The 20,081-nt window shown below is 66.4% G+C and carries 19 protein-coding genes and 1 tRNA gene; 9 read left to right on the plus strand and 11 right to left on the minus strand.

From position 1 onward, the window contains the following. Positions 1-316: 316 nt before the first annotated feature. Together PU724_RS22970 and PU724_RS22975 are read left to right on the plus strand one after the other, a co-directional pair. On the plus strand, positions 317-1,192 hold the full coding sequence (locus PU724_RS22970; RefSeq protein WP_354423822.1) for an HpcH/HpaI aldolase/citrate lyase family protein: 876 nt from the start codon (positions 317-319) through the stop codon (positions 1,190-1,192). 37 nt (positions 1,193-1,229) lie between these two features. Beyond that, positions 1,230-1,436: a DUF1737 domain-containing protein gene (locus PU724_RS22975; RefSeq protein WP_127286464.1), complete on the plus strand. Its 207-nt coding sequence runs from the start codon at positions 1,230-1,232 to the stop codon at positions 1,434-1,436. 267 nt (positions 1,437-1,703) lie between these two features. Here PU724_RS22975 and PU724_RS22980 read toward each other — a convergent pair whose 3' ends face one another. Then, a complete protein-coding gene (locus tag PU724_RS22980; protein WP_127286465.1) occupies positions 1,704-2,135 on the minus strand; it encodes a metallopeptidase family protein in 432 nt (143 codons plus the stop codon). A gap of 135 nt (positions 2,136-2,270) precedes the next feature. Here PU724_RS22980 and PU724_RS22985 point away from each other — a divergent pair, with 135 nt between their 5' ends. The 4 genes from PU724_RS22985 (at position 2,271) to PU724_RS23000 (ending at position 8,770) form a co-directional block, all read left to right on the plus strand. Further along, the gene (locus PU724_RS22985) at positions 2,271-2,903 is read left to right on the plus strand and encodes a LysE family translocator (RefSeq protein ID WP_135859456.1); all 633 of its coding nucleotides are present in this window, start codon (positions 2,271-2,273) and stop codon (positions 2,901-2,903) included. Between the two features lie 164 nt (positions 2,904-3,067). Continuing rightward, complete coding sequence (locus tag PU724_RS22990; protein WP_292351546.1) at positions 3,068-4,078, plus strand: ImuA family protein; 1,011 nt, start codon at positions 3,068-3,070, stop codon at positions 4,076-4,078. Further along, a complete protein-coding gene (locus PU724_RS22995; RefSeq protein ID WP_354423825.1) occupies positions 4,038-5,495 on the plus strand; it encodes a DUF6504 family protein in 1,458 nt (485 codons plus the stop codon). Before PU724_RS22990 ends, PU724_RS22995 begins: the two co-directional genes overlap by 41 nt. Further along, entirely contained in the window at positions 5,492-8,770 is a 3,279-nt protein-coding gene (locus PU724_RS23000; RefSeq protein ID WP_354423826.1) for an error-prone DNA polymerase, read from the plus strand. The genes PU724_RS22995 and PU724_RS23000 overlap by 4 nt, the downstream gene beginning before the upstream one ends. A 251-nt stretch (positions 8,771-9,021) precedes the next feature. Here PU724_RS23000 and PU724_RS23005 read toward each other — a convergent pair whose 3' ends face one another. The 4 genes from PU724_RS23005 to PU724_RS23020 all read right to left on the minus strand — a co-directional run bounded on the left by PU724_RS23005 (position 9,022) and on the right by PU724_RS23020 (position 11,849). Then, complete coding sequence (locus PU724_RS23005) at positions 9,022-9,264, minus strand: Trm112 family protein (protein ID WP_354423828.1); 243 nt, start codon at positions 9,262-9,264, stop codon at positions 9,022-9,024. A 169-nt stretch (positions 9,265-9,433) separates the two neighbouring features. Further along, complete coding sequence (locus tag PU724_RS23010; RefSeq protein WP_127309153.1) at positions 9,434-10,105, minus strand: LON peptidase substrate-binding domain-containing protein; 672 nt, start codon at positions 10,103-10,105, stop codon at positions 9,434-9,436. 189 nt (positions 10,106-10,294) lie between these two features. Then, on the minus strand, positions 10,295-11,266 hold the full coding sequence (gene trxA, locus PU724_RS23015; protein WP_354423830.1) for a thioredoxin: 972 nt from the start codon (positions 11,264-11,266) through the stop codon (positions 10,295-10,297). Positions 11,267-11,351: 85 nt separating this feature from the next. Further along, positions 11,352-11,849 (minus strand): prolyl-tRNA synthetase associated domain-containing protein, encoded by a 498-nt coding sequence (locus PU724_RS23020; protein ID WP_127309151.1) that lies wholly within the window; start codon positions 11,847-11,849, stop codon positions 11,352-11,354. 226 nt (positions 11,850-12,075) lie between these two features. Here PU724_RS23020 and PU724_RS23025 point away from each other — a divergent pair. After that, positions 12,076-12,150 (plus strand) — tRNA-Gly (locus tag PU724_RS23025). 68 nt (positions 12,151-12,218) lie between these two features. Here PU724_RS23025 and PU724_RS23030 read toward each other — a convergent pair. After that, positions 12,219-12,512, minus strand: a complete 294-nt coding sequence (locus tag PU724_RS23030; protein ID WP_127309150.1) for a hypothetical protein — start codon at positions 12,510-12,512, stop codon at positions 12,219-12,221. A gap of 108 nt (positions 12,513-12,620) precedes the next feature. Next, positions 12,621-13,061, minus strand: a complete 441-nt coding sequence (locus tag PU724_RS23035) for an Lrp/AsnC family transcriptional regulator (protein ID WP_127284788.1) — start codon at positions 13,059-13,061, stop codon at positions 12,621-12,623. Positions 13,062-13,192: 131 nt separating this feature from the next. Between PU724_RS23035 and rocF the strand changes: the two genes are divergently transcribed. Both rocF and PU724_RS23045 read left to right on the plus strand, forming a co-directional pair. After that, positions 13,193-14,125 carry an arginase gene (rocF, locus tag PU724_RS23040; protein ID WP_127284789.1) on the plus strand — a complete coding sequence of 311 codons (933 nt, stop codon included), beginning with the start codon at positions 13,193-13,195 and terminating at the stop codon, positions 14,123-14,125. 2 nt (positions 14,126-14,127) lie between these two features. Continuing rightward, positions 14,128-15,186 (plus strand): ornithine cyclodeaminase, encoded by a 1,059-nt coding sequence (locus tag PU724_RS23045; protein WP_354423833.1) that lies wholly within the window; start codon positions 14,128-14,130, stop codon positions 15,184-15,186. 169 nt (positions 15,187-15,355) lie between these two features. On the opposite strand, the gene PU724_RS23050 is transcribed toward PU724_RS23045, so the two are convergent. From PU724_RS23050 to PU724_RS23065, 4 genes are all read right to left on the minus strand, one after another. Beyond that, a complete protein-coding gene (locus PU724_RS23050) occupies positions 15,356-16,357 on the minus strand; it encodes a LacI family DNA-binding transcriptional regulator (RefSeq protein ID WP_354423834.1) in 1,002 nt (333 codons plus the stop codon). Positions 16,358-16,409: 52 nt separating this feature from the next. Next, positions 16,410-17,426, minus strand: coding sequence for an ABC transporter permease (locus tag PU724_RS23055; protein WP_354423836.1), 1,017 nt, complete (start codon positions 17,424-17,426; stop codon positions 16,410-16,412). Next, positions 17,423-18,925, minus strand: a complete 1,503-nt coding sequence (locus PU724_RS23060; RefSeq protein ID WP_354423838.1) for a sugar ABC transporter ATP-binding protein — start codon at positions 18,923-18,925, stop codon at positions 17,423-17,425. The genes PU724_RS23055 and PU724_RS23060 overlap by 4 nt, the downstream gene beginning before the upstream one ends. Before the next feature lie 142 nt (positions 18,926-19,067). Further along, positions 19,068-20,039 carry a sugar ABC transporter substrate-binding protein gene (locus PU724_RS23065; RefSeq protein ID WP_354423840.1) on the minus strand — a complete coding sequence of 324 codons (972 nt, stop codon included), beginning with the start codon at positions 20,037-20,039 and terminating at the stop codon, positions 19,068-19,070. Positions 20,040-20,081 lie beyond the last annotated feature (42 nt).

The following is a 20,081-nucleotide window of genomic DNA, read 5'->3' on the forward strand; positions in this document are numbered from 1 at the left end:
TAGCTTTCAAGGCTCGAAATGGCAGTCTCTCCCTCGTTAAGACTGCCTGCTCACAGAATCCCTTCTCAGCCCAACTTCAAGTCCCAAAAAGCCATATGCGATTCCCCTGCCGTTCACGGGGAGAAGGACGTAGTCACGCGGATCTTCGCCAATCGCCAGCGTTGCAGGAAAAGCGCTGGGGCCGCGGCCAGCCCCTTCTCCCCGTCACTATACGGGGAGAAGTGCCCGGCAGGGCGATGAGGGGCGGCGCCGACTTCCGACGATTGGCTGCGCCGCACGGCTTGCCTCCATTGTCCACAGGCGGCATAGATCGCGGATGCAAACCTACCGCCCGCGCCGTTCGGTGCTCTACATCCCGGCCTCCAATGACAGGGCGCTGGCCAAGATCGCGACGCTTGCCTGCGATGCCGTGATCATCGACCTGGAAGACGCCGTGCCGCCCGCCGACAAGGTCGCGGTGCGCGAAAAACTGGCGGGCATCCTGACCGAACGTCCGAACCGGCGCTGCGAGATGATCGTGCGCGTCAACGCGCTGGGAACCGAATGGGGCATCGACGACGTGCTGGCGGCGGCGAAAGGCGAGGCCGACGGCATCCTTTTGTCCAAGGTCGTCACGCCGCGCGAGGTGCTGGAGGCCGGCGACCTGCTCGACGACAATTTCGCGCCGGACACGGTGAAACTATGGGCGATGGTGGAGACGCCGAAGGCCCTGCTCAACATCGGCGCGCTTGCCGAACTCGGCCGCGACCCGGCCTCGCGGTTTACTTGTTTCGTTGCCGGAACGAACGATCTGGTCAAAGAGACCGGCGTCCTGGCGACGCCGGACCGGCGCTATCTCATGCCCTGGCTGATGCAGTTGGTGCTGGCCGCGCGTGCCGGCGGTCTCGATGTGCTGGACGGTGTCTTCAATGATTTTCGCGATGCCGATGGCTTTGCCCGCGAATGCGTGGAAGCCGCCGCCATGGGCTTCGACGGCAAGTCGCTGATCCATCCGGCGCAGATCGAGGCGGCGAACCGCGCCTTCGTGCCGGCGCCCGAGGCTCTTGCCCAGGCGCGCGCGGTGAAGGCGGCCTTCGCGCTTCCCGAAAATGCCGGCAAGGGCGTCATCGCGCTCGATGGCAAGATGGTCGAGCGGCTGCATCTCGCCCAGGCCGAGAAACTGCTGGCGAAGGCCGCCGCCATCGGCGCATGATGGTCCTAAACGAAATCACCCACCACAGAGACGAACCATGAAACTCTACCGCTTCCTGTCCGCTCCCGACGATTCCAGCTTCTGCCACAAGGTGACGGCGGCGCTGAACAAGGGCTGGCACCTGTTCGGCTCGCCGACCTACGCCTATGACAAGAAGACCAAGTCGATGCGCTGCGGTCAGGCCGTGGTGAAGGATGTCGAGGGCCACGACTACACGCCCGACACCAAGCTGAGCGATTGGTAGACGCGGGATTCCAGCCGGCACCCTTCCTCTCCCTCCGGAGGGGGGAGAGGTGGCGCTGCGAAGCAGCGACGGAGTGGGGGAAGCCGGTCCTCAAAATGCGGCGTCGCCGTCAATTCACCACAGCGCCTCAGTCAAGGCGCGACACCGCCCAGGCTTGAATAGCAACGCTCGGCAGAGTCGACCCCCACTCCGTCGAGCTTCGCTCGACACCTCCTCCCCCGATCGACGGGGGAGAGGAAAGGCGCGATGCGATTTCGCGAAAAGGCTCTAGGCCGTCTGCTCCGCCGCTTCCTCGATCCGCTCCATGTCGTCGTCCGACAGGCCGAAATGGTGGCCGATCTCGTGGATCAGCACATGGGTGACGATGTCTCCCAGCGTCTCCTCGTTCTCGGCCCAGTAGTCGAGGATGGCGCGGCGGTAGAGCGTGATGCGGTTCGGGCCCTCGCCGGTCTGCGGGTTCCAGCGCTCGGCGATGCCGCGCCCCTCGAACAGGCCGAGCAGGTCGAACGGCGTTTCCAGCGACAGATCGTCCATGATCTCGTCGGTCGGGAAGTCGGCGATCTGGATGACGATCTCGCCGGTCAGCTTGCGGAAATCCTCCGGCAAATGAGCGTAAGTCTCCAGCGCCAGGAACTCCATTTCCTCCATCGACGGCGAAAGCTGGTCGTGCCAGGTGCGGGTCTTGTAGATGCGGGCCATTCTTTGTCCTTTGATCCCGGCATATAGGCTTTCGCGCCGGTCGAGGCAAATGATGCGGCAATTCCGTTGCATATCCTTTGCCGCTGCCGGGGAATCGGCTATCCGTCGGTTCCGGCCATGTATCAGGAGCTCCTCATGCCGGACCTTTCCACCCTTGGACTTTTCGCCATTGCCTGCCTCGCTTTGACCGCGACGCCGGGGCCGGACATGCTGTTGATCGCTTCCCGCAGCGCCAGCCAGGGGCGCGCGGCTGGCCTGGCGACCTATGTCGGCATCGCCGCCGGCACCTATTGCCATGCGCTGGCCGCTGCCTTCGGCCTGTCGCAACTGTTTCTTGCCGCGCCCATCGCTTACGACATCGTGCGTTACGCCGGCGCTGCCTATCTGGCCTATCTCGCCTGGAAAGCGTTCCGCTCCGACGGGGCAGCGCTTGCGCCGGTCGCCGGCCTTGCACGCCACTCGCAAGGACGCATCGTCCGGCAGGGGCTGTTGACCAATCTCCTCAACCCGAAGATGGCGCTGTTCGTGCTGGCGCTGTTCCCGCAGTTCGTGCAGCCGCAGGCCGGGTCCGTGGCGGGGCAGATACTGGTGCTGGCAACCGTGCTCAACCTGATCGGGCTGGTCGTCAACGGTCTGGTCATCCTGACCGCCAGCCGGATCGGCGCGGCACTCTCGAGACGGACGCGGTTTCAGCGGGCCCCGCAGCTGTTGCTGGGAACCGTCTTTGCCGGGCTTGCGGCCCGGCTGGCCTTCGGTGGCCAGCGCTAAAGCAATTCCAGGAAAACTGTGAAGCGGTTTTCCATCCGGATTGCGTCAAACGAAAGCGTACAATGACAGAGGAATAAATTCACAATGACTCTGCTTGACTCTTCCGGACCGCTCTGGAATCTATAGGAACATAACAGGAACAATGCTGCTGAGAGTTGACCGTCATGGCGATGACCGCCGTGGCGCGGGAGACTGTTTTTGCCCTGCGCCGCCAGATCGCGAAGATCGAGGGAACGCTGCCCGAGCGCCTGGCGGCGCCGGCCGGCGCGTCGCCTGATGACCGCGACATCGCCGATGTCACGGTGGTCCGGCGCGGCCTTGCCGTTGCCGCGCCGGATGCCTTCCTGCGCACCGGCATCGCGCCGCTCGACGCCGCCCTCGGCGGCGGCCTGCCGAAGGCGGCGCTGAGCGAGATCCATGGCACTGAAACCCGCGACGCCGGAGCCGTCGCCGGCTTTGCCCTGTCGCTTGCCGGCCTGATCCTGACGCGGCAGCCGGGACTGCCGGTGCTGTGGGTCGGCACCTCGGAAATCTTCCGCGAGGCCGGCTTCCCCTATGCCGGCGGACTTCGGAGCCTGTTCGGCATCGCGCCCGAGCAATTGCTGTTTTCCGAGACGCCGAGGCTGCTCGACGCGCTGTGGATCGCCGAGGAAGCCGCCCGCATGACGACGCTCGCCGCCGTCATCCTCGAAATCCGCGGCAGCCCGCGGCCTCTCGACCTCACCGCGACGCGGCGTTTGCACGCCCGCGCCCAGGACGCCGGCCGGCCGGTGTTGCTGCTGCGCCAGGCTGGCGAGGCCGAGCCGACCGCCGCGCCCGTGCGCCTCATCGTGTCGGCCGCGCCCTCGGCAAGCCGCGCGACGATCGCCGGGCCGCTGGCCGGCTCGATCGGCCGTCCCGCCTTCACCGTCAACATCGGCAAGAGCCGCACCGCGCTCCCCGGACAATTCACACTGGAGTGGAACCCCGATGAACATGTTTTCGAGGAAAGAAGGACCCAGGAAGAACGGGCAACGAATCCTGTCGCTGTGGTTTCCGCATCTCGCCGCCGACCGCATCCTGCGCCAGCGACTGGGGCGGTCCTGGCGTTCCCGGCCGTCGCAGCACCTGCCTCTGGTGATAAGCCACCGAGACATGAACGCCCAGCGCATCGCCGCCCTCGACGAGCGGGCTGAGGCGCTCAGGCTGAAGCGCGGCATGGGCATCGCCGACGCGCGCGCCATGCACCCGACGATCGACATCGTCGAGGCCGATCCAGAGGCCGACCGCCGCCTGCTCGAAGGCCTCGCCGACTGGTGCGACCGCTACACGCCTTTGGTGGCGATCGACGGCGCCGACGGCCTGTTCCTCGACGTCACCGGCTGCACCCATCTGTTCGGCGGCGAACGCGCCATGCAGGACGAGATCCTGTCGCGCTTCCTTGAGCAGGGTTTCGATGTCCGCGCCGGGCTCGCCTCGACCCCGGGCGCCGCCTGGGCGGCGGCGCATTTTCACGGCGACCGGATCGTCGCCGGCGGCGAGGAGGAGACGCTGCTGGCGCCCTTGCCGCTCTCGGCGCTGCGCATCGAGCCGGAAACGCGCGCCAGCCTGGAAAGCGTCGGCCTGCGCACGGCGGGCGCGGTGATGGCGGCGCCCCGCGCCCCGCTTGCCCGCCGCTTCGGCGCCTCTTTGCTGCTGCGCCTCGACCAGGCGCTCGGCCGCCTCGACGAGGCGGTGTCGCCGCGCCTGCCAGTGGCGCCGCTTTCGGTCGAGCGCCACCTGGCCGAGTCGGTCGTGCTGACCGACGACATCGAGCGGCTGGTGAGCCGGCTGGCCACGGCGCTGAAGGGCGACCTCGAGCGGCGCGGCGAGGGCGCGAGGGCGCTCGCTCTGCTGCTCTTCCGCGTCGACGGCGCCGTCAGCCGCATCGCCGTCGGCACCTCGCGCCCGCTGCGCGAGCCATCGCTGATCCGCAGGCTGTTCCACGAGCGGCTTGCCGCACTCGAGCAGGACATCGACGCCGGCTACGGCTTCGACCTCGTACGCCTCTCGGTACTGTCGGCGGCGGCCTTCGACATGCAGCAGGCCGATCTCACCGGCGAGGCCAACGACGATGACGCCGATATCGCTTTATTCGCCGACCGCGTCCGCGCGCGGCTCGGCGAGGCCGCGGTGCTGCGGCCGGTTGCCGTCGAGAGCCATTTGCCGGAGCGCGCCGTCGCCATCGTCCCCTTCTCCGAGGCGCCGCAAAGGCGCGCGCCGCTCAAGCGGCCGGAGCGCGCCGTTCCGCCGGTGACCATCTATCCACCGGAACGGCCGATCCGCCTGTTCCGTTCGCCCGAGCCGATCGAGGTGCCGGCCACCGAGATGCCCGAGGGCCCGCCGATGAATTTCCGCTGGCGGCGCGCGCTCTACCGCGTCGCCCGCGCCGAAGGACCGGAACGCATCGCCGCGGAATGGTGGCGAAGGCTTCCCGGCGAGGAGGAAGCGCCGACCCGCGACTATTTCCGTATCGAGGACAGCGATGGCCGCCGCTACTGGCTCTACCGCCAGGGCCTCTACGGCGCGTCGGAGGCGCCGCCGCGCTGGTTCATGCACGGGGTCTTCGCATGAACGCGCTCGCCGCCACCGCCTATGCCGAATTCGGCATCCAGTCGAATTTCTCCTTCCTGCGCGGCGCCTCCAAGCCCGAGGAACTGGTGGTCGCGGCGAAATACCTCGGCTTCGCCGCGATCGGGCTTGCCGACCGCAACACGGTGGCCGGCGTCGTGCGCGCCTGGCAGCAGGCCAGGGTGGAGACGCTTGCCTATCATCCCGGCTGCCGCCTGGTGTTCGGCGACGGCACGCCCGACATCCTCGCCTATCCGCGCGACCGCGCCGGCTGGGGGCATCTGTGCCGCATGCTGACGCAGGCCAATCTGCGCGACGAGAACGAGAAGGGGGCGACGCTGCTGAAACTGAGCGACCTCCTCGAATGGGGGGATCTGATGTCGCTGGCGGTGCTGCCCGAATTGTCGTCGGACCCGGATGGCAATCTCGCAATGATTAGCCGGCTTAAGGATCGCTTTGGCGCGGCGCTGCGGCTTGCCGTGGCGCCCGACTATCGCGGCAATGACCGTTTCCGCGTCGAGCAGTCGGCGGCGATGGCAGACCGGCTGGGCGTGCCGCTGATGGCGACCAACGACGTCCTCTATCACAGCCCCGGCCGCCGCTCGCTGCAGGACGTGCTGACGGCGATCCGCCTCAACACGCCCGTTTCCCAGGTCGGGCTGGAGCTGGCGGCCAATGCCGAGCGCCATCTGAAGCCGCCGCAGGAAATGGCCAGGCTTTTCCGGCGCCACTCGCAAGCGCTGGCGGAGACGCTGCGCTTCGCCGGCGAGCTGACCTTCTCGCTCAGCGACCTCGAATACAACTATCCGGACGAGCCGACCGAATCCGGCCTGGGGCCGCAGGCCGAGCTCGAGCGCCTGGCCAGGGAAGGGGCGGCGACGCGCTATCCAGCCGGCGTCCCCGCCGCCGTGATGAAACGCATCGGGGAAGAACTCGCCCTGATCGAGCGGCTGAACTATGCGCGCTACTTCCTCACCGTTTACGACATCGTCAAATATGCCCGCAGCCAGCATATCCTGTGCCAGGGCCGCGGCTCCGCCGCCAATTCCATCGTCTGCTTCTGCATCGGCATCACCGAGGTCGGCCCCGACCGGATCGACACGCTGTTCGAGCGCTTCATCTCCGAGGAGCGCAACGAGCCGCCCGACATCGACGTCGACTTCGAGCATGAAAGGCGTGACGAAGTCATCGCCTATATCTACCAGAAATACAGCGCCAAGCGCACCGCGCTCGCCGCCGCCGTCATCAGCTATCGCGGCCGCTCGGCATTGCGCGAGGTGGCCAAGGCCATGGGCCTGTCCGAGGATGTCCGCACCGCCTTGACCAGCTCGATCTGGGGTTGGTCGACCTCCGAGCTCGGCGAGAAGGAGGCAGCCGCCGGCGGCATCGACCGCAGCGATCCGCTGGCCAGGCAGGTGATCGAACACGCCAACGAGATCATGGGCTTTCCCCGGCATCTGTCCCAGCATGTCGGCGGCTTCGTCATCACCAGGGACCGCCTCGACGAGGTCGTCCCCATCGTCAAGACGGCGATGGACGAGCGCAAGATGGTCGAATGGGACAAGGACGACCTCGACGCGGTGAAGATCCTCAAGGTCGACGTGCTGGCGCTCGGCATGCTGACCTGCCTGAAGCGCGCCTTCACACTTCTCACGCAGCATTATCCGGACGCCCGGGACGCCTATGGCCGGCCCTATGTGCTGGCTTCCCTTCCGGAGGAGGATCACCGTGTCTATGACATGATCTGCCGCGCCGACACGCTCGGCGTCTTCCAGATCGAGTCGCGCGCCCAGATGTCGATGCTGCCGCGCCTCAGGCCGCGCGCGTTCTATGACCTGGTCATCGAGGTGGCGATCGTGCGGCCGGGTCCGATCCAGGGCGACATGGTGCACCCCTATCTGCGCCGCCGGCAGGGCAAGGAGCAGGCCGAATATCCCAAGCCGGAGCTGGAGGAGATCCTCGGCAAGACGCTGGGCGTGCCGCTGTTCCAGGAACAGGCGATGAAGATCGCCATCGTCGCCGGCGGCTTCCGGCCGGGCGAGGCCGACGAATTGCGCCGCGCCATGGCCACCTTCAAGCGCACCGGCACGATCGGCAACTACCGCCAGCGCATGATCGACGGCATGGTCGGCAAGGGCTACGAGCAGGCCTTCGCCGAGCGCTGCTTCAAGCAGATCGAAGGCTTTGGCGAATACGGCTTTCCCGAAAGCCATGCCGCCTCCTTCGCGCTGCTGGTCTACGCCTCCTGCTGGTTCAAGACCTTCTACCCGGATGTCTTCTGCGCCGCGATCCTGAATTCGCAGCCGATGGGTTTTTATCAGCCGGCACAGCTCGTGCGCGACGCCCGCGACCACGGCGTCGAGGTGCGCGAGGTCGACATCAACTTCTCCGTCTGGGACTGCACGCTGGAGCAGACCGCCTTCGATCCGGCTCGCGTGCTTGCCCGCCATGCCGAAATGCGCGGCGTGATCGAAACCGGCCATGCCGTCCGCCTCGGCTTTCGCCAGATCAAGGGCCTGTCGGAGGAGCGCATGACGCTGTTCGTCGAGCGGCGCGGCGCCGGCTACGAGACCGTGCGCGACGTCTGGCTGCGCTCCGGCCTCGATGTCGGCGAGATCGAACGATTGGCCGAGGCCGACGCCTTCCGCTCGATCGGCCTCGACCGCCGCGCCGCGCTCTGGGCGGTGCGCGCGCTCGACGGCAAGAGCGCCGCCGAGAGATTGCCGCTGTTCGACCAGCCGAGGGTCCGCCTGCGCGAGCTGGAGCCGGAGACCAGGCTGCCGACAATGCCGCTCGGCGAGCATGTCATCCACGACTACCGCTCGCTCGGCCTGTCCTTGAAGGCGCATCCGGTGGCCTTCCTGCGCGAGCGGCTCGACCGCGCCGGCGTCATACCCAATGCGCGCCTCCCGTCCGTCAAGGACGGCCGGCGCGTCTCCGTCGCCGGCCTCGTGCTGGTGCGCCAGCGCCCCGGCAAGGGCAACGCGATCTTCCTGACGCTGGAGGACGAGAATTCCGTCGCCAATGTCATTTTCTGGGAGAGGACCTTCACCCGCTTCCGCCCCATCGTCATGGGCGCCCGCTTCGTGCGCGTCACCGGCAAGCTGCAGCAGGAATCAGGCGTCATCCACATCGTCGCCGAGAAGATCGAGGACCTGACGCCGTGGCTGACCATGCTTTTGGAGGAGGTGACCCCGGCTCTGCCCCCCCCGCCGGACATCGCCGTGCTATCGGACAAGGCGGAAAGCGTCATGCCCAGGGGGCGGAATTTTCAGTAGGCGGCCTACGCCTTCGCTCGTTGCCACGGTGCAGGCCTTCAATGCCGGCGGGACAGCGCCCCCCTCTGTCCTGCCGGACATCTCCCCCACTTGGGGGGAGATCAGACGTCACCCTGGCTTTCGCCAATCGCCAGCGTTGCAGAATGAGCGGAGCGCCGATGCTGCCAATCTCCCCCCTCGAGGGGGAGATGGCCGGCAGGCCAGAGGGGGTCGGTTCGACCGGATGCGACCCCTCTATTCGCCGTACCCACTCACGCCGACCCGCCGAGCCGCGGCGGCGACAGCAGGTCCTCGGCCGAAATCGTCCGCGCCTCCGAGGGCAGCATGATCGGGATGCCGTCGCGCACCGGATAGGCAAGTTTGGCCACGCGCGAGATCAGCTCGCCGCGCTCCGCATCCCAGGTCAGCGGACCCTTGGTCAGCGGGCACGCCAGCAGCTCCAGCAGCTTCGGATCGACACTGGCCTTCTGTCCGTCACGTCCTTCCGCAGCCATTGCACTTTTCCCTGTCCGACTGGTGCCTAAGGTGTGTTGAGATACAGGTCAGGCCCAGTCGAGAATGGTGGCTTCCGAGAACCGGGGCGGAGCGTACTTGAAGTACGTGAGCACCGGAAGCGCAGGAAGCCGCCGTTTGCAGGCCGGCCTCACCTGAATATCGATACACCTACTGCAGGCTCGAGCCAAAATCCTCACCCTCGCGCGCCAGCGCCATCTCGGTGATGGCGATCAGCGTTTCGGCGCGCGTTTTCAGGTCCGCCGCCTCGAGCAGCGCCTGTTTCTCGGCCGGCCCATAGGGCGCCATCATCGACAGCGCGTTGACCAGCATGGCGTTCTCGGCGCGGCTGACGCTCTCCCAGTCGGCTTCGAGATCGTTGGCCTGCAGATAGGCCCGAAACGCCTTCAGCAGCGACGGCCGGTCGACCTCGGCGCCGGCGCGGTCTTCGTCGAGATCGGCGAGGAAGGGCGCGATCCGGCATTGCCGGAACGGCGTCTTGGTGGCGGCCTCATGCGTGATGCGGAAGCGGCAGACGCCTTGCAGCGAGATCAGGTAGCGGCCGTCGCCGCTCTCGGCCAGCGAGATGATGCGCCCGGCGCAGCCGACGCTGCACAGTTCCGGCTCGCCGTCGTCGCGCAGGGCGCCGTCGAGGCTGGGCTGGATGATGCCGATCAGCCGCGCGCCGCCGACCGCCTCGTCGACCATCTGCAGATAGCGCGGCTCGAAAATGTTGAGCGGCATGCGCCCGCCCGGCAACAGCAGCGCGCCGGCAAGCGGAAACACCGGGATCGTCGCCGGCAGATCGGCGCCACGCCGGTAATGCGCGTTTCCCGCCTGCAATCAGCCCTCCGATCGCCTGAAGCGTGTCAAAGCCGCGATCTCCTCCTCGCCGCCAAAAGGCTACTCGTGCCTCCAAGCTGTGTCGAGATTCAGGTCAGGCCGGCCTCACCTGCAAAATCAACGCAGCTTAATCTGGCGCATTCGCGACAGGCCGCAAGCCCATGCGGCAAAAACAGCCGGCGAACCGCCTCAGGAAAACAGCAGCGACGACAGTTTGCGCCGTGCGCCAAGCGTCGCCTCGTCGGTCATGCCCCAGGCTTCGAAGAATTTTAACAGCTGCGCCTTGGCGCCGTCGTCGTTCCAGCTCCGGTCGGCCTTGATGATCGCCAGCAGATTGTCGGCGGCTTGCGTCCGCTCGCCGCGGGCATTCTGGATCATCGCCAGGTCGAAGCGCGCCTGGTGGTCGCCGGGATTGGCGGCAAGGCGGCGCTCGAACTCGGCCGGATTGCCGAGCGAGGCGGCCTGCGCGGCGAGCGCGATCCTGGCGCGCAGCGCGGCAAGTGGCGGCGCGTCCTTCTTGTCTTCCGGCGCCCGCGCCAGAATGGCCTCGGCGCCTTCCGTGTCGCCGGCCTCGAACAGCAGTTCGCCGAGCCCGGCGATCGCCTCGATCGTTTCCGGCGCCTGCTCGAGAATGGCGTCGTAGATGTCGGCCGCGGTCTGCGCGTCACCGGCGCCGCGCGCTTCCGCCGCCGCCGCCAGCGCCTCCGCCACCTGGTTGCCGGCGCCGTTCTTGCCGCCGACCTTCTTGATGAACTCTGCGATCTGGCTTTCGGGAATGGCGCCCATGAAGCCGTCCACCGGCTGGCCGTTCTTGAAGGCGATGACCGCCGGGATCGACTGGATGCCTAGCTGGCCGGCGATCGAGGGGTGGTCGTCGATGTTCATCTTAACCAGCTTGACCGAGCCGCCGGCGGCCTTGACCGCCTTTTCGAGCTGCGGCGTCAATTGCTTGCAGGGGCCGCACCACGGCGCCCAGAAGTCGACCAGCACCGGCTGGCGGCGCGATTCCTGGACGACGTCGGCGGCGAAGCCGGCCGTCGTCGTGTCCTTGATCAGGTCGGCCGGCGCCTCGCCGAGCGAGAGCTTGGGCTCGCCGCCGCCATATTGCACGGTCGTGGCATACTGGCCGCCACTGTTGCCGAATGGATTGTTGTCGCTCATGTCATTGCCCTTCCGGTCGCGCCGCCGGCCAGCGGGAGGCGCGACAATTCTTGCTGGAGGTCAGTTTTCGCCATCCATGTGGCGATCATGACGTGACTTTCAAGATAACAGCATCGTGTCCGGTTGCCTCGACGAATCTGACGAGATCGGCCGATGCGATCGAAGTTGTCGCCTCGTTGGTCAGCGGATGCGCGTTGATGACGGCATGGCTCATCAACTCCTGGTCGAGAAAGACCTTGACCCGCCGCTCGCTGTCGTTGATCAGCCCGAAGACGGTGACTGCGCCCGGAATGACGCCGAGCAGTTCCATCAGCATTTCCGGCTTGCCGAACGAGACGCGGCCGGCGGCGCCGATCAGATGATGGATCTGCTTGAGATCGACCTCCGCCTCCTCATCCACTGTGACGAGAAAGAAATTGTCCTTCTTGTCCTTGAGGAACAGGTTCTTGGTGTGGCCGCCGGCGATCTCGCCGCGCAGCGCCTGCGAATCGGCGACCGTGTAGAGCGGCGGATGGCGGATCGTCGACACGCCGATGCCGAGGTCGGCAAGAAAGGCATTGAGCTCGGCTTCGGTCTTCGGCATCGGTCCTCACTTCTGTCGCGCTTGGTCTCGGCTCCGGCTACGCCGTTTACGGCCAATCACCGCACCGAGACAAGACCGTCGCCTGGGCAAGCCGACGAATCCCCGCATCTGCCGTAACGGAGCTTCTAGCCCTGTCGAGCTAGGTGAAAAAAGCCCGTCATTTCCCTGTTGCAATCGCCGCGCTCTTCAGCCATATAGGCCCGGCTTGCGGCCCAAAGCCGCGTGAGCGGGTGTAGCTCAGGGGTAGAGCACAACCTTGCCAAGGTTGGGGTCGAGCGTTCGAATCGCTTCACCCGCTCCAGTTTCCCTCCGGGGATCAAGCAAACGAAAAGCCGCGGTTCGCCGCGGCTTTTTCGCGTTTTGGGCCCTTCAGAACAAGATACCGTTGCGCGCCATTCCCCATACCGCGGCGACGCAATGAAGGATCCCGATGGGCAGCGCAAGCAGCGGCCTGAAGCGGATCAGCGCAACATAGATCGTGAATTGGACGCAGGCGCTGAGCAACCCGGGCAAGGCGCCAGCGCCTGCCATCATCAGCAGCATCACCCAGGGGACCACGATGAACCCCGGGACATTCGTTCCGTGCCCGGCCCCCATGGTGAAAATCGCGACGAGGAACCCGACAAGGCCGAGGCCGACCCCGGCCGCGATTATCTTCAGCATCGCGCTGGTTCCCACGATTTATGGCTCGGCTCATACCCCGGAGAATAGGGGAAAGTCGCGACGCAAAGGAAGCGCGTCGCCGTCCACTCCTGACGTCTGCCGCCTTTATTACGCCAGCCTCGCCCGCGTCGTCCTCGGCGTCGCCAGCAGCAAACTCGTCTCGCTCCCCGTTATCCCCGGGATCAGCCGGATCCGCCGCAGCACCGCGTCGAAATCGGTCAGCGACGCGGTGCCGAGCTCGACCACCAGGTCCCATCGGCCGTTGGTGGTGTGGATGGTCGACACCTCGGGAAAGCCTCCGAGCGCCCGGATGACGCGGTCGGCGGCATGGCCCTCGATCTCGATCATCATCACGCCGCGCATGCGCTGGTCGACCGCGTCGGCGCGCAGCACCACCGTGTAGCCGATGATATCGCCCGACTTTTCCAGCCGCGCCATGCGCGATCGAACCGTGGCGCGCGACACGCCGAGGTCGACCGCGAGATCGGAGACGCTGCGCCGCGCATCGTGCCTCAGGAGTGTCACCAGCCTTTCGTCAAGCGCATCCATGATTGCCCATTTCGATCAAGCCATTTGTCCAATATGATAGATCAGCCTTCTCGAAATGCCAATTTCGCCTGTTCAAACCGCCACCGGATGATGGTTCATTCCTGCGATCAATCGCAAGGACGGAAAGAATCATGCGCTGCAGGATCGTTGGCGCGCCGGTGCAGGACGGTGCGGGCAGGATGGGATGCGAGATGGGGCCGAGCGCGCTGCGCACGGCCGGGCTGGTCTCGGTGCTGTCGGAACTCGGCCATCAGGTCGAGGACTGGGGCGCGGTCGAGAAGGCCGAGGCGCGCGCGGTTGTCCACGGCAATCTTGCGCTGAAAGCGCTGCCGGAGATTTCCGCCTGGACGGCGGCGATCGCCGACACCGCCTACGCGGCGTCCCGCGAAGCGATGCCGATCTTCCTCGGCGGCGACCATTCGATCTCCGCCGGCACGGTATCCGGGGTCGCGCGCCGGGCGGCGGAACTCGGCCGGCCGCTCTTCGTGCTGTGGCTCGACGCGCATCCGGATTTCCATACGCTCGACACCACCACCAGCGGCAATCTGCACGGTGTGCCGCTCGCCTATGCGAGCGGGCAGGCCGGCTTCAAGGGCTATTTCCCGGATCTACCTGTGACCGTCGACCCAGCCCGCATCTGCGCCATGGGCCTGCGCAGCGTCGATCCGGCCGAGCGCCGCGCGCTGAACGAGGCGGGCGTCACCGTGCATGACATGCGCACCATCGACGAGCATGGCATTGCGCCCTTGCTGCGCGCCTTCCTGGCCAAGGTCGAGCAGGAAAACGGCCTGCTGCATGTCAGCCTCGATGTCGATTTCCTCGACCCGTCGATCGCCCCGGCCGTCGGCACCACCGTGCCCGGCGGCGCCACCTTCCGCGAGGCGCATCTGGTGATGGAGATGCTGTCCGACAGCGGCCTGGTCACCAGCCTCGACCTCGTCGAGCTCAACCCGTTCCTCGACGAGCGCGGCCGCACCGCCACCCTGATGGTCGACCTCACCGCCAGCCTGATGGGCCGCCGCATCATGGACCGCCCGACCCGCAGCCATTCCGGAAGCCTCTGATCATGACCCAGCCGTCCCGCCTTGCCATCGTCCCTTTCGTCAGCGTCGACCGCATGATGAAGCTGGTGCTCGCCATCGGCGTCGAGCGCTTCCTCACCGAGCTTGCCGCCTATGTCGAGGAGGATTTCCGCCGCTGGGAGCTGTTCGACAAGACGCCGCGCATCGCCTCGCACAGCCATGACGGCGTCATCGAGCTGATGCCGACCAGCGACGGCAAGATGTACGGCTTCAAATATGTCAACGGCCATCCGAAGAACATGCGCGAGGGCCGCCAGACGGTCACCGCCTTCGGCGTGCTGGCCGATGTCGGCTCCGGCTATCCGATGCTGCTGACCGAAATGACCATCCTGACGGCGCTGCGCACCGCCGCCACTTCCGCCGTCGCGGCCAAATATCTGGCGCCGAAGGGTTCGCGCGCCATGGCCATCATCGGCAACGGCGCCCAGTCCGAGTTCCAGGCCATCGCCTTCAAGGCGCTGCTCGGCATCGACAGGCTGCGGCTCTACGACATCGACCGTTCGGCTTCTGAAAAGTGCGCCCGCAACCTCGCCGGCAAGGGTTTCGACATCACCATCTGCGCGACCGGCCAGGACGCGGTCGAAGGCGTCGACATCATCACCACGGTAACCGCCGACAAGCAGTACGCCACCATCCTCACCGACAACATGGTCGGCTCCGGCGTTCACATCAACGCCGTCGGCGGCGACTGCCCCGGCAAGACGGAGCTGCATCGCGACATCCTGCTGCGCTCCGACATCTTCGTCGAATTCCCGCCGCAGACGCGCATCGAAGGCGAGATCCAGCAGCTCGACGCCGACCATCCGGTGACCGAGCTGTGGCAGGTGATGACCGGCAAGGCCATAGGGCGCAAGGCCCCGGAGCAGATCACGCTGTTCGATTCCGTCGGCTTCGCCACCGAAGACTTTTCCGCGCTGCGCTATGTCCGCGACCAGCTCCAGGCCACCGGCCTCTATGAGGAGCTCGACCTGCTCGCCGACCCCGACGAGCCGCGCGACCTGTTCGGCATGCTGCTGAGAGCAGGTTTGCAGCCGGCGGCTTGAGGGAATGAGCACGTATCTCCCCCCTTGAGGGGGAGATGGCCGGCAGGCCAGAGGGGGTCGGTTCGACTGGGCTCGGCCTGCTTGTGCAGATGGAGGTTGGCGCTTCATACGCAGCGACCCCCTCTGTCGCCTTCGGCGACATCTCCCCCTCAAAGGGGGAGATTACGCTTTACCCGCGCAATGGCGCGCAGCTTTCCCTCTCGACCAGGACCGGCATCAGGATCTCGCGGCGCGAATGCGCGGCCGGCTCGGCGACGCGCTCCAGCAGCAGGCTGACCGCGCGCGTTCCGATCTTCTCCACCGGCTGCGCGATCGTCGTCAGCGGCGGCCAGGTGGTGACGGCATAGGGGATGTCGTCGAAGCCGATCATCGACATGTCGTCGGGAACCCGCAATCCGCGTGAGCGCAGCGCCGTGACCGCGCCCATCGCCATCAGATCGTTGCAGGCGAACACCGCCGTGATGTCGGGCGCCTGCGTCAGCAGCCGCTCCATCGCCAGGCGGCCGCCGGCGAAATGGTAGTCGGAATCGACCACTGCAGAGGCCGGCAGGTCGACGCCTGCTTCCTGCAGCGCCCGGGTAAAGCCGCGCAGGCGCGCCGGGCTGGAGCTCGAATCGCGCGGGCCGCCGATGACGCCGATCCGCTTGTGCCCGAGCCCGACCAGATACCGGCCGGCGAGATAGCCGCCGTGATCGTGGTCGACCAGCACGGAATCGACATGGACGGAATGGATCTCGCGGTCGAGCAGCACCGCCGGCACGTCGGGCGCGAGGCGCGAAAACACCCCCGCATGGTCGGACGAGCCGGCGAAGATCAGCCCGTCGATCTGCTTGGCCATCAGCACCGACAGATAGCGCTCCTCCTTCTCGGCGCTGCCGTCGGAGTTGCACAGGATCACCGTATAGCCGGCGACGAACCCGGCATCCTCGATCTGGCGCGCGACGCTGGCGAAGAACGGGTTGGAATTGTCGGGGAGCAGCAGGCCGATGGTTTTGGTCTCGCCGCGCCTGAGACTCCGCGCCAGCGAATTCGGGCTGTAGCGCAGGGCGGCGATCGCCGCGCGCACGCGCTCGGCCGTCTCCGGCTCGACATGGCGCGTGCGGTTCATCACATGCGAGACCGTTGCGACGGACACCCCCGCGTAACGCGCGACATCGGCGATCGTTGTCATGGCCCCTGGTCCCAGCGCTCCTACATGTCCCACGCAAGTCCGGACGGAAAACCTAGCGTATCTTGCGCAACAGCCTCTCCCTATATGCGTCTAGGATGACGGCGAGCACGATGACAAGCCCAATCACGATCGGCTTGAAATTGTCGCCGACGCCCAGAAGCTGCAGGCCGGTGCTCAGCACCTGCAAAATGCAGGCGCCGACCAGCGTACCGATGATCGAGCCCTTGCCGCCGCTGAGGCTGGTGCCGCCGATGATGACCGCGGCGATCGCGTTGAGCTCGTAGCCGACGCCGGCGATCGGGCTGCCGATGTTGAGACGCAACAGATAGACCATCGCCGCGATGCCGGCGGTCAGGCCGCTGATGGTGAAGGCCGCGACCTTGTAGAAATCCGGATTGTGGCCGGAGAGCCGCACCGCCTCGTCATTGGTGCCGACGGCGAAGATCATGCGGCCGAAGACGGTGAAGCGCAGCACGAACCAGCCGAGCGCGATCACCAGCACCGCGACCAGGAAGATCGAGGGCAGGAAACCCCCGATGATCAGATTGCCGAAATCGACGAAGCTCTGCGGCAGGCCGGTGATGGTCGAATTGTCGCTGACCACGCGCGCCGCGCCCGCGGCCATGTTGAGCATGCCGAGCGTGACGATGAAGGAGGGTATCTTCCAGCGCGTCGAGATCCAGCCGTTGAGCAGTCCGCAGGCGGCACCCGTCGCCATGCAGGCCAGCAGGGCCAGCGTGATCGCCACCGCCGGCGACAGGCTCTCGTTGATCATGATGGTGGCGCCCACCACCGTGCACAGCGCCAGCACCGAGCCGACCGACAGGTCGATGCCGCCGGTGAGGATGACGAAGGTCATGCCGGCCGCCAGCACCGTGTTGATGGCGATCTGCACGAAGATCTTCAGCGCGTTGCCGGGCGTCGCGAAATGGGGCGCGCTGGCCGAGAAGAACACGGTGATCAGCACCAGCGCCAGGAGCACGCCGGCATCGCGGATGAGGAAGCGCAGGAATTTCGCCCGGCCGGGGGAAACAGGCGCCGACACGGTTGCTTCGGACGTCTCGCTCATGGTCGCACATACTCCTGATAGGCGAGCGACAGGATGCGCTCCTGGTCGAATTCGGCGCGCGGCACCTCGCCGACAATTCTGTTTTTGGAAAAGACGACGATGCGGTGGCACATGCCCATCAGCTCGGGCAGGTCGGACGACACCATGATGATGCCCTTCTTAGCCGCCGCCAGCATCCACAAGAGCTGGTAGATCTCGCGCCGCGCGCCGATGTCGACGCCGCGTGTCGGCTCGTCGAGGATCAGCGTCGAGGTGCCGCGGAACAGCCATTTGGCCAACACCACCTTCTGCTGGTTGCCGCCGGACAGGTTGCGCACCGCCTGCTCGATCGAGCTTGCCTTGACGCGCAGCTGGCCGACCAGGTCGGTCGCCGCCGCCGCCTCCGCCTTGCGGTTGACCAGCCCGTGGCGCGACACCTTGCCGAGGTCGGTGATGGTGATGTTCTTGTCCACCGGCAGGTCGAGCAGCAGGCCCTGCCCCTTGCGGTCCTCGGTCAGCAGGCTCAAGCCATGCCGGACCGCGTCCTTGGGCGCCGTGATCGCCACCGGCTTGCCGTCGATGGCGACGACGCCATCGAGTTTCGGATCGGCCCCGAACAGGGCGCGCATGGCTTCCGTCCGGCCGCTGCCGACCAGCCCGGCGACGCCGAGGATCTCGCCATGCCGCACATCGAAGGAAATCGCCGGTGTCGTGGCGTCGCGCTTCAGGTTCGCCACGCTGAGCGCGACCTCGCCCGGCACGATCGAAGTGTCGAAACCGTATTCGTCGGCGATGTCGCGGCCGATCATCATCCGCACCAGGTCGGGCACGGTGAGGCCGTGCAGGTCGCGGGTGGCGACCAGCCTGCCGTTGCGCAGGACCGTCACCCGGTCGCCGATCTCGAACACCTCGTGCAGGCGGTGCGAGATGTAGATGATGGTGACGCCTTTGGCCTTCAGCCGCTTGATGATGGCGAACAGGCGCTCGATCTCGGGCGGCGTCAGCGTCGCCGTCGGCTCGTCGAGCACCAGAAGCTTGCTGTCGTAGCTCAGCGCCTTGGCGATCTCGACCAGCTGCATCTGGGCAACGCCGAGCGCCTCGACGCGCGTCCGCGGATCGATGTCGAGCCCGACCTCCTTCAGCAGCGCCAGGGCGCGCCGGTTGAGCGCCTTGCCGTCGACGATGCCGAAACTGCGGCGCGGCAGGCTTTCCAGCATCAGATTCTCGGCGATGCTGAGATAGGGGAGCAGGTTTAGCTCCTGATGCACGATGCGGATGCCGGTCTGATGCGCGTCATGCGGCGTCTTGGGCTGGTAGGGCTGGCCGTTGAAGGCGATCGCGCCGCTGTCCGGCTGGTGGATCCCGGCGAGCAGCTTGATCAGCGTCGACTTGCCGGCGCCGTTCTCGCCGAGCACGATATGGGTTTCGCCGCGCGCGATCGACAGCGAGACGTCGCTCAGCGCGACGGCGCCGGGAAAGATCTTCCCGACCCCTTGAAGGGAAAGAATCGCGTCATCCATGCAGCAAAATCCTGGATTGCGCCGTTCGGCCGCCAAGGCGGCGTCGGCGCGCCGTCACCGCCGCCGGAATTGCCGGCGGCGATGATGAGGTAAGCGCAGCGATGGCACCAGCCATTAAATGCCCGGTGCCTCTTCGCCCGCCTCAGCCGGTGACCAGCTTGATGTCGGTCTTGACCCAGCCGGTGAACTTCTCGCCGGCGAGCTCGCGCAGGCCGTAGTCGATGCCGAGCGCGGCCATCTGCGCGCCATACTGCTCGACGGTGGCCAGCATCTTGCCTTCCTTCAGCAGCGGCCGGACCGCCGGGATGTTGTCGAAGCCGACCACCTTGATCTGGCCGGACTTGCCGGCCGCGTCGATCGCCTTGACGACGCCGAGCGCCATCGAATCATTGGCCGCCATCACGCCCTGGATGTCGGGGTGCTGGGTCATGAAGTTGGTCATCAGCGTGTTGGCTTCCTCGGTCTCCCAATGCGCGGTCTTCGAATCGAGCAGGTCGAGGCCGTGTTCCTTCACCGCATCGTCGAAGCCGAGCTTGCGTTCCTTGGCGTTGTCGGCCTCGGGATTGCCCTCGAGGATGACGACCTTGCCGCCTTTGCCCAGCGCCTTGCCGAGCGCATCGCCGGCGAGCTTGGCGCCGGCGCGGTTGTCCGGACCGAAGAAGGCGAGGTCGATGCCGGCCTTCTTCTTGGCCTCGGTATCGAGCGAGACGTCGATGTTGATGACCTTGATGCCAGCCTTCAGCGCCTTGGCGATCGGCGTCACCATGGCCTTCGAATCGGCCGGCGCGACCACGATGACGTTGAAGTTCTGGGTGATGAAGTTCTCGATGGCGTCGACCTGCGCGGCAAAGTCGCGCTCGTCCTTCATGCCGACGGCGGCGAAATCGAACTTGTCCTTGTTCTTGGCCGCGTACTCTTCGGCGCCGGCCTGCATCTGCTTGAAGAACTCGTTGGCGAGCGACTTCATGACCAGGCCGACCTTCGGCTTGTCGGCGGCGAGCGCCCGCCCGAACGGCAGCGCCAGGGCGCCGGCCGCCAATGCGCTGGTCTTGAGGAACTGACGGCGCGAGAACTGGCCTAGATCGAGACCGGACGCGTTTGGATCCTTGCTCATGCTTTCCTCCACTTGATTGATCCGTAATCGGTTACGTAACCG

The sequence above is a fragment of the Mesorhizobium abyssinicae genome (genome assembly GCF_049887195.1).
Classification (GTDB): Bacteria; Pseudomonadota; Alphaproteobacteria; order Rhizobiales; family Rhizobiaceae; genus Mesorhizobium; species Mesorhizobium abyssinicae.